Here is an 8,952-nt window from a genome sequence, read left to right as displayed (position 1 = left end):
CAACAGGACCCGCTCAACGCAACCACCCACCAAAGCCGCGGACCGCAAGGTGACCACCCGCAAGACCCACGCACACAAACCACTCAGGGTCCGACAAATACAGCGAAGACCCCCTCTCCGCAGGTGAGGGGGTCTTTCACAGTGTTCTACAAGCGCTAGTTCACAAGCCCTAGTTCACAAGCCCTACGGCTCTTCCCGCTGCCGCCGAAGCTTGGCGAGCGCCTCCTCGAGGATCGCCTCCCCATCAGCGTCAGACCGCCGCTCCTTAACGTACGCAAGGTGCGTCTTGTACGGCTCGTTGCGCGGAGGCGCGGGTGGCGTCTGCTCGTCCCGCCCTGCCGGCAGGCCGCAACGCGGACAGTCCCAGCTCTCCGGCACTTCCGCCTCGACGGCGAAGGATGGCCGGGACTCGTGACCGTTCGCGCACCAGTACGACACCCGACGGCGGGGCGCGGACTCGCCGCGCTCCGATTCGCCCATCGGGCCTGCGCCGACGCGGGTACCGCGAATCGCGTTACCACCGGACATCGACCGTTACACCCCCACCAAGTGGTTACCCCAAGCCCCGAAGGGCTTCTGCCGCTGAACGGTTGATCAGCTACCCGCGCCGGGCAGCTTGATCAGCAGTCCGATGCCCACGATCGCGATGATCCAGACCGCGCCGACGAACAGCGTCAGGCGGTCGAGGTTCTTCTCGACGACGGAGGAACCGGACAGACTCGACTGCATGCCGCCGCCGAACAGCGAAGAAAGGCCGCCACCACGGCCGCGGTGCAGCAGCACGAGCAGCACCAGGAGCACGCTGGAGACGATCAACAGGATCTGCAGGAACAGGACCATTTCTTCCTCACTGACAGGCAGCCGACGCCATAGAGTACCTGTTCGACTGCCGAACGTGTGCAACCACTTGGGTCTGCGGGTTAATCAGATCAACTTAGGGTAGAGGGCCGCCGGCAGCCAGAGCACACAGCTTGGTGAATTCGTCCGCCTGAAGGCTCGCACCGCCGACAAGAGCGCCGTCGATGTCCTTCTGCGCGATGAGCTCACCAATGTTGGACGACTTCACCGAACCGCCGTAAAGCACGCGAACAGTAGCCGCCGTCTCCTCGCCGTACTTCTCCGCCACGAACGAGCGGACCAGCGAGCACACCTCCTGCGCGTCGGCCGACGAAGCCGTGCGCCCGGTACCGATCGCCCAGACCGGCTCGTACGCGAACACGATCTTCGCGACCTGCTCGGCCGTGAAGCCCTTGAGGCCGTCCTCCAGCTGCTGGCGAACCAGCTCCAGGTGACCCTTGGCCTCGCGCACGTCGAGCTTCTCGCCGAAGCAGAAGATCGGCGTGACCTCGTGCTTCAGCGCGGCCTTGACCTTCGCGTTGACGATCGCGTCGGTCTCGCCGTGGTACTCGCGGCGCTCGGAGTGGCCGACCACGACGTAGTGGCAGGCCAGCTTCTTCAGCATGGCGCCGGACACCTCGCCGGTGTACGCACCGGACTCGTGCTGCGAGATGTCCTGCGCGCCGTACTTGAGCAGCAGCTTGTCGCCGTCGACCAGCGTCTGGATGCTGCGGATGTCGACGAACGGCGGGAGAACGGCCACCTCGACCTTGGCGAAGTACTTCTCCGGCAGGGAGAAGGCGATCTTCTGCACGAGGCCGATCGCTTCGAGGTGGTTGAGGTTCATCTTCCAGTTGCCCGCGATGAGCGGGAGCCGGGCTGCCATCAGGACTCCAAAACGCTGATGCCGGGGAGTTCCTTGCCTTCCAGGAACTCCAGAGATGCGCCACCACCGGTGGAGATGTGCGAGAAACCGTCCTCGGGCAGACCCAGCGCGCGCACGGCCGCCGCGGAGTCGCCGCCACCGACGACGGTGAACGCCTCGGACTTCACGAGAGCCTCGGCGACGGCACGCGTGCCACCGGCGTAGGCCTCCTGCTCGAAGACGCCCATCGGCCCGTTCCAGAACACGGTCTTCGCGTCCGCCAGCTTCGACGCGAACAGCTCGCGCGACGCGGGGCCGATGTCGAGGCCCATCTTGTCCGCGGGAATCGCGTCGGTGGCCACGACCTCGTGCTCCGGGTTGCCGAACTTGTCGGTCACCAGCACGTCGACCGGCAGCACCAGCTCGACGCCGCGCTTCTCGGCCTCGGCGAGGAAACCGCGGACGGTGTCCAGCTGGTCTTCCTGCAGCAGCGAACCGCCGACCTCGTGACCCTGGGCCTTGAGGAACGTGTACGCCATGCCGCCGCCGACGAGCAGCCGGTCGACCTTGGACAGCAGGTTCGCGATGACGCCGAGCTTGTCGGACACCTTCGCGCCGCCGAGCACCACGACGTACGGGCGCTCCAGGTCGTCGGTGAGCTTGCGCAAGACGCCCAGCTCGGCCTCGACCAGACCGCCGACGTACGCGGGCAGCTTCTGCGCCACGTCGTAGACCGAGGCCTGCTTGCGGTGCACGACACCGAAGCCGTCGGACACGAACGCGTCCGCGAACGCGGCCAGCTCCGCGGCCAGAGCCGCACGCTCGGCCGAGTCCTTCGAGGTCTCGCGGGCGTCGAAGCGGACGTTCTCCAGCATCACGACGCCACCGTCGGTCACCGCGGCCACGACGGCCTGAGCCGACTCGCCGACGAGGTCCGAAGCCAGCGCGACCTCGGTGCCGAGCAGCTCACCGAGGCGGGCGGCGGCCGGGGCGAGGGAGAACTGGGGGTCCGGCTCGCCCTTGGGGCGGCCGAGGTGAGCCGTGACGATCACGCGGGCACCCGCGTCGGCCAGAGCCTTGATCGTCGGCACCGACGCGCGCACGCGGCCGTCGTCGGTGATCTTGTCGCCATCGAGGGGGACGTTCAGGTCGGCGCGCACCAGGACGCGCCGACCCGCGACACCCTCGGCGAGCAGGTCGCTGAGAGTCTTCAACTCACTGACTCCGAACTCAGATCTTCGAGGCGACGAGCTTGACCAGGTCCGCGAGGCGGTTGGAGTAGCCCCACTCGTTGTCGTACCAGCCGACGACCTTGACCTGGTTGCCGATGACCTTGGTCAGCGGCGCGTCGTAGATGCACGAGTGCGCGTCGGTGACGATGTCGGCCGACACGATCGGGTCGGTCGAGTACTTGAGGATGCCGGCCAGAGCGCCCTCGGCAGCGGCCTTGTACGCGGCGTTGACCTCGTCGACGGTGACCTCGCGCTTGAGCGTGACGGTCAGGTCGGTGGCGGAGCCGGTGGGGATCGGCACGCGCAGCGCGTAGCCGTCGAGCTTGCCCTTGAGCTCCGGCAGCACCAGGCCGATGGCCTTCGCGGCACCGGTCGAGGTCGGCACGATGTTCAGCGCGGCGGCGCGGGCACGGCGGAGGTCGCTGTGCGGCGCGTCCTGCAGGTTCTGGTCCTGCGTGTACGCGTGGATCGTGGTCATGAGGCCCTGCTCGATGCCGAAGCTGTCGTGCAGCACCTTGGCCAGCGGCGCGAGGCAGTTCGTGGTGCAGGACGCGTTCGAGATGATCGTCTGCGAACCGTCGAACTTGTCCTCGTTCGCGCCGATGACGACGGTGAGGTCCTCGTTCTTGGCCGGCGCGGAGATGATGACCTTCTTGGCGCCACCCTCGTCGACGTGCGCGCGGGCCTTGGTGGCGTCGGTGAAGAAGCCGGTGGACTCGACGACGACATCGACGCCCAGGTCCTTCCACGGCAGCTTGCCCGGGTCGCGCTCGGCCAGGGCCTTGATGACCTTGCCGTCAACGGAGATGCCCTCGTCGGTGACCTGCACGTCAGCGTCCAGACGACCGAGGATGCTGTCGTACTTCAGCAGGTGCGCCATGGTGGCGACGTCACCGAGGTCGTTGAACGCGACGATCTCGATGTCGTGGCCGCCGGCACGCACCGCGCGGAAGAAGTTGCGGCCGATCCGGCCGAAACCATTGACACCTACACGAACCGTCACGACGGACTCCTTGCGTTCGACTGGCAGGAACAAGCCCACCCTATCTGTCGAACTGCGCCGCTGGTCACACGGATAGTGCGTATCTCTTGATCGAGCCAGAAAAACGGCCCCTGATTAGGCCGTTCGGCGGCGCAGCGCGCGGAGCATCCAGAGGTACGCGCTCAGCTCCTCCGCAGCCTCCGCGGCGGTCCTGCACGCCTCCGGGCTGTTCTCCTTCGCGTCCCTGCCGACGACGGCGACGATCCGGCCGAGCCACTCGTCCACCACCGCCCTGTCCTGCGGCGGCACGAGGGAACCACTGGGCTGTCTGATCTGCGCGGCCATGACCGGACCTCCTGAGTCGGTGGCGGCGGCAACCTGGCGAGATCATGTCCACGCTTCGCCGGGGCTATCAATACCCCGAAACAGCGGGTGTTACGGACCGTTACACGCCGGTACGGTCATTCCTCATGACGGCCAATGCCGCCTGTGTGACATGTGGAAACCCGCTCAACGACACGGCAACGGGACGGCGCTACTGCTCCAACGCGTGCCGTCAACGCGCGTATCGCGAGCGCAGCTCGACACGGGACGACTCTCCGCATGACTCGGCTCTACCGGCGCCGCTCGACACGTTCGTGGGCCGCCGGGAGGAGCTGGCGGCGCTGGGGCGGCTCTGCGCGGAGCACCGGCTGGTGTCGCTGGTCGGCCCGGCGGGAGCGGGCAAGACCAGGCTGGCCGTCCAGCACGTGAGCAAACGCGCTGATCAGGTGTGGTGGACGGCGCTGGCGCCCGCGCCGGAGGTCGCGCAGGCGATCTACCACGCCGTCGGCGCGCACCCTCTGCCGAACCGCTCGGTGCGCGACGCGGTGATCGCCGAGATCGAGCAGCACCGGCGGCCGCTGCTCGTGCTGGACAACTGCGAGCACGTGCTGGCCGAGGTCGCGGACGTGGTGTCCGAGCTGCTGGCGTGCTGCCCTCGGTTGCGCGTGCTGGTGACGTCCCGCGAGCCGCTGCGGCTGGCCGGCGAGCAGGTTTTCGCGCTCGGCGAGCTGGAGCTGCCGCCCGTCGGCGCGAGCCTCGCCGAGGCCCTGCGTTACGACGCCGTGCTCCTGTTCGGTGATCGTGCCGTCTCGGTGGACCGGTCGTTCGAGGTCGACGCGTCGAACATCGCGGACGTCGTCGCCGTGTGCCGCTCGCTGGACGGCATGCCGCTGGCGATCGAACTGGCCGCGCGCCGCATCACTGTCCTCTCCCCCGCGGACATCCTGGCCAGGCTCGGCGACCGGCTGGGGTTGCTGACGGCCGGGCCGCGCGCCTCCGACGACCGCCACCGCACGCTGCGGGCCGCGATCGGGTGGAGCTACGACCTGTTGTCGGAGGCGGAGCAGTCCGCCTGTCGTCGTCTCGCGGTGCTCGGTGTGCCGTTCGACCTGGGTGTCGCGAGCAGGATCTGCGACGTCGAGGACGCGCTGGAGCTGCTGACCAGCCTCGAGCAGAAGTCGCTGCTGGTGGTCGAACGCGCGTCCGGCACCACCACGTTCCGTCAGCTGGAGTCGATCCGTCTCTACTGCCGCGAACGTGCGGTGGAGCACGGCGAGATCTCTCTCGTGGCCGACCGCGTGGTCGACTGGGTGTGCTCGCTGGTGGAGCCCGAGATCTCGTCCTTCTTCGCGTCGCCGTCCGTCGTGCTGCGCCTGGACCGCAACATCGGCCTGCTCGACCTCGCCGTGACGCGCAGCGCCGAGGTCGGCGACTGGCCCCGGCACGCGCTGGCGATCGTCGCCACGGCCTGGACCTCGACCCCGCGCGGCCCTCGCGGCGCCCCGACCGAGCTGCTGCACCGCGCGTTGTCGCAGCCTTTGCCACCGCCCTATCGCAGTGTGCTGACCGTTCTCGCCGCCATCCACCACCGGGTGCGCGGCGGCTGGCACGTGACGCGCACGTTCGCCCAGGAGTCGCTGGCGATCGAACGCGCCGACGCGTCGCGGCCCGGCACCCTGGCCCGTGCACTGGAGGTGCTGGCGTCCGCCGAGGCGCACACCGGGAACCCCGAGCTGGCCTGGCAGCTCTACGACGAGGCCGTGGAGCTGCTCCGGTTCTCGGGCGAGAAGCTGGCCCGTGGCGTGCTGCTGAACTCCTACGGCTGGACGCTGCTGCAGCACGGCGAAGCCGACCTGGCCGCCCCGCTGGTCCGCGAGTCGCTGACGCTGGTCCGGCTGCTCGGCCTGCCGCACCAGCTCAACCCGGTGCTGCACACCGCGGGCGCCATCGCGTTGGCGCGCAAGAGCTATCCCGAGGCGGTGGACCTGTTCCGGGAGAGCCTGGAGGTCGGCTCGGAACACCCGATGGACCAGTTCTACGACCTCGAGGGCCTCGCGCTGGGGCTGGTCGGGGTCGGGTCGGACGACGAACGCGCGTTGTCGTTGCTGACAGCGGCTTCCGCGGTGCGGACCCGCTACGACTTCCGCGCCGAGCCGTACTGGCAAGACCTGCTGGACGAGGCCCGGTCGGTGTGCCGGACCCGGATCACCGCCGGGCGGTTGCGCGCCGCCGAGTCGACCGGCGAGCGGATGTCGTTGTCCCAGGCCGTTTCCTACGCTCTGACCACGATGCCGATCGCCGAGGACGACGACGGGGTGATCTCCGAACGCGAGCTGCACGTCGCGACGCTGGTGGCGGAAGGCCTGACGAACCGGCAGATCGGGCAGCGGCTGGGCATCTCGCCGCACACCGTCGCCCGGCACGTGACGCACGCCCGCACCAAGCTGGGGCTGCGGTCACGGGCGCAACTGGCGGTGTGGGCGGGTCGCCACACCCCGTGACCCAGGCACGGCGGGTTGTTCCGATCGGGTTATCCTCAGCCCTTTGACGCGGACGTCTTCCGCCAAACCTGCAGCTAGGGAGTCAACTGTGGCGGTCACCTCCGCCGAGCGTCCCGCCGAGGTGCGCAACGCCCCTCGCCCCCAGCACGCTCAGCGCGGCGACATCCAGGGCCTGCGAGCACTCGCGGTCGGTGTGGTCCTGCTCTACCACCTGCGGCCGTCGTGGCTGCCCGGCGGCTTCGTCGGCGTCGACGTCTTCTTCGTCATCTCGGGTTTCCTGATCATCGGCACGCTCTCCAACGAGCTGCGCCGCACCGGAACGGTGAGCCTGCGCGACTTCTACGCGCGACGCATCCGCCGGCTGCTCCCCGCCGCGACCGCCACCCTGCTCGCCGTCGTGGCCGCCGTCGTGATCCTGCTGCCGGAGTCCCGGTGGCCGGACTTCATGCGGGAGGTCGTCGGGTCCGCGTTGAACGCGCAGAACTGGCTGCTCGCCGTGCTGTCCAACGACTACGGCCACGCCACCGCCGGCGCCTCTCCGGTCCAGCACTACTGGTCGCTGGCCGTCGAGGAGCAGTTCTACCTGGTGATCCCGCTGCTGCTGATCGGCAGCGCCGCGCTCGCCGGCCGGTTCAAGGCCAGCACGGCCCGCTACGCCGTCGGCGCCGTCGCGCTGGTGACGGTCGCGTCGTTCGCGTTCTCCGTCTACTACACGCCGGTCGACCACGGCGCCGCCTACTTCGTGACGCCGACCCGCATGTGGGAGCTGGGCATCGGCGGCCTGACCGCGATGGCGCTGCACCGGGTGACGCTGACCCGTGCGGTGCGCGAGGTGCTCGGCTGGCTGGGCTTCGCCGCCGTGCTGATCGCCACCGTCCTGTACACGACGGACCTGGAGTTCCCCGGCTACGTGGCGGCTCTGCCGGTGCTCGGCACCGCGGCGATGCTGGCCTGCGCGGGCACGTCGCTCGCGGGGCTGCTGGCCATCCGGCCCGTCCGCTACGTCGGTGACATCTCCTACAGCCTCTACCTGTGGCACTGGCCGGTCATCGTGGTGATCCTCGAGCTCAGCGGGCGCGACCGGTTGTCGAAGAAGGAAATGCTCGTCGCTCTGGCCGTGAGCTTCGTGCTCGCGGCGCTGTCCAAGCGTTTCATCGAGGATCCGTTCCGCCGCAACAGGTTCGGCCGCCGCCGCGGCACCTACCTGTTCGGTGCGATCCTCATCGTCGTGTCCGTGATCGCGGCCTCGATCCCCTGGTACACGGCGGAGAAGCACCTCACCCAGCTCGCGTCCCGCACGGCGCTCGACGCCGACCACCCCGGCGCGATGGCTCTCGACTCCAAGGCACCGAAGCCCGCGCCCGCCGGCGTGCCGCTGCTGCCGGACCCGGCCGTGGCGAACGAGGACGGCCCGTACAGCCGCGACGACGGCGCCGACTGCAACGTCTACGGTCTCGACTACGCCGCGAACGCCTGCTCGTGGGGCGACACCGCCTCGCCGAAGACGGTCGTGGTGCTCGGCGACTCGCACGCGGCGCAGTACACCACCCCGTTGATCGACTTCGCCCGCGGCGCCGGCAAGGGCAACTGGAAGGTGCGGGCGATGACCCGCAACGGCTGCCCGTTCAACGCCGTGGCGCCGCAGGAGGCCGGGACGCCGATCACCTTCTGCTCAGACCAGAACCGGGTCGTGCTCGACCGCGTGAAGGCCCTCAAGCCGAACCTCGTGGTGCTGTCCGGCATGAGCCGCGAGTCGTACCTGAGCGACCTCAAGTGGACGTGGAAGTCGCGCGAGGAGATGGTGTCCGGCTACCGGGAGATGCTGACCGCGTTCTCCGCTGCCGGCATCCCGGTCGCGGTGATCAAGGACCTGCCCCGGCCGAACGGCCAGGTGCCGCGCTGCCTGGAGCGCAACGCCGGTGATCCGGCTGCCTGCGGCACCCCGCGCGCCGAGGCGTTCCAGGGTGAGGGCGATCCGCTCGTGGCGGCGTCCGAGGGCGTCTCCGGGGTCAAGGTGGTCGATCTGACACCGTGGTACTGCCGGGCGGACATCTGTCCCGCGACGGTCGGCAACGTCGTGGTGTACCGCAACAACCACGTGACGAACACGTACGCGCGGACGCTCGCGACGCCGTTGCTCACCGAGCTGGGCATGATCTAGTGGCGCGACCCGGAACATTGGCGGGTGATTCACGCCCAGTGGGACGGCTC

At 69.0% G+C, this 8,952-nt stretch carries 8 protein-coding genes; 2 read left to right on the top strand and 6 right to left on the bottom strand.

The annotated features are described in order from the left end of the window. Positions 1-183 precede the first annotated feature (183 nt). From UK23_RS39750 to UK23_RS39725, 6 genes are all read right to left on the bottom strand, one after another. A complete protein-coding gene (locus tag UK23_RS39750) occupies positions 184-528 on the bottom strand; it encodes an RNA polymerase-binding protein RbpA (protein ID WP_030478110.1) in 345 nt (114 codons plus the stop codon). A 66-nt stretch (positions 529-594) separates the two neighbouring features. Then, the gene (gene secG, locus UK23_RS39745; RefSeq protein WP_045316962.1) at positions 595-840 is read right to left on the bottom strand and encodes a preprotein translocase subunit SecG; all 246 of its coding nucleotides are present in this window, start codon (positions 838-840) and stop codon (positions 595-597) included. 94 nt (positions 841-934) lie between these two features. Further along, positions 935-1,723, bottom strand: coding sequence for a triose-phosphate isomerase (gene tpiA / locus UK23_RS39740; RefSeq protein WP_045316961.1), 789 nt, complete (start codon positions 1,721-1,723; stop codon positions 935-937). Next, a complete protein-coding gene (locus UK23_RS39735) occupies positions 1,723-2,916 on the bottom strand; it encodes a phosphoglycerate kinase (RefSeq protein WP_045316960.1) in 1,194 nt (397 codons plus the stop codon). Before UK23_RS39735 ends, tpiA begins: the two co-directional genes overlap by 1 nt. Before the next feature lie 16 nt (positions 2,917-2,932). Beyond that, a complete protein-coding gene (gene gap, locus UK23_RS39730; RefSeq protein WP_045316964.1) occupies positions 2,933-3,937 on the bottom strand; it encodes a type I glyceraldehyde-3-phosphate dehydrogenase in 1,005 nt (334 codons plus the stop codon). A gap of 114 nt (positions 3,938-4,051) precedes the next feature. After that, a complete protein-coding gene (locus UK23_RS39725; protein WP_045316959.1) occupies positions 4,052-4,261 on the bottom strand; it encodes a hypothetical protein in 210 nt (69 codons plus the stop codon). Between the two features lie 125 nt (positions 4,262-4,386). Here UK23_RS39725 and UK23_RS39720 point away from each other — a divergent pair, with 125 nt between their 5' ends. Both UK23_RS39720 and UK23_RS39715 read left to right on the top strand, forming a co-directional pair. Beyond that, positions 4,387-6,741, top strand: a complete 2,355-nt coding sequence (locus UK23_RS39720; RefSeq protein WP_156213724.1) for an ATP-binding protein — start codon at positions 4,387-4,389, stop codon at positions 6,739-6,741. Positions 6,742-6,829: 88 nt separating this feature from the next. Continuing rightward, positions 6,830-8,902 carry an acyltransferase family protein gene (locus UK23_RS39715; RefSeq protein ID WP_052685451.1) on the top strand — a complete coding sequence of 691 codons (2,073 nt, stop codon included), beginning with the start codon at positions 6,830-6,832 and terminating at the stop codon, positions 8,900-8,902. Positions 8,903-8,952 lie beyond the last annotated feature (50 nt).

Source organism: Lentzea aerocolonigenes (assembly GCF_000955955.1).
Classification (GTDB): Bacteria; Actinomycetota; Actinomycetes; order Mycobacteriales; family Pseudonocardiaceae; genus Lentzea; species Lentzea aerocolonigenes_A.
This window is presented reverse-complemented; position numbering and strand designations above follow the sequence as displayed.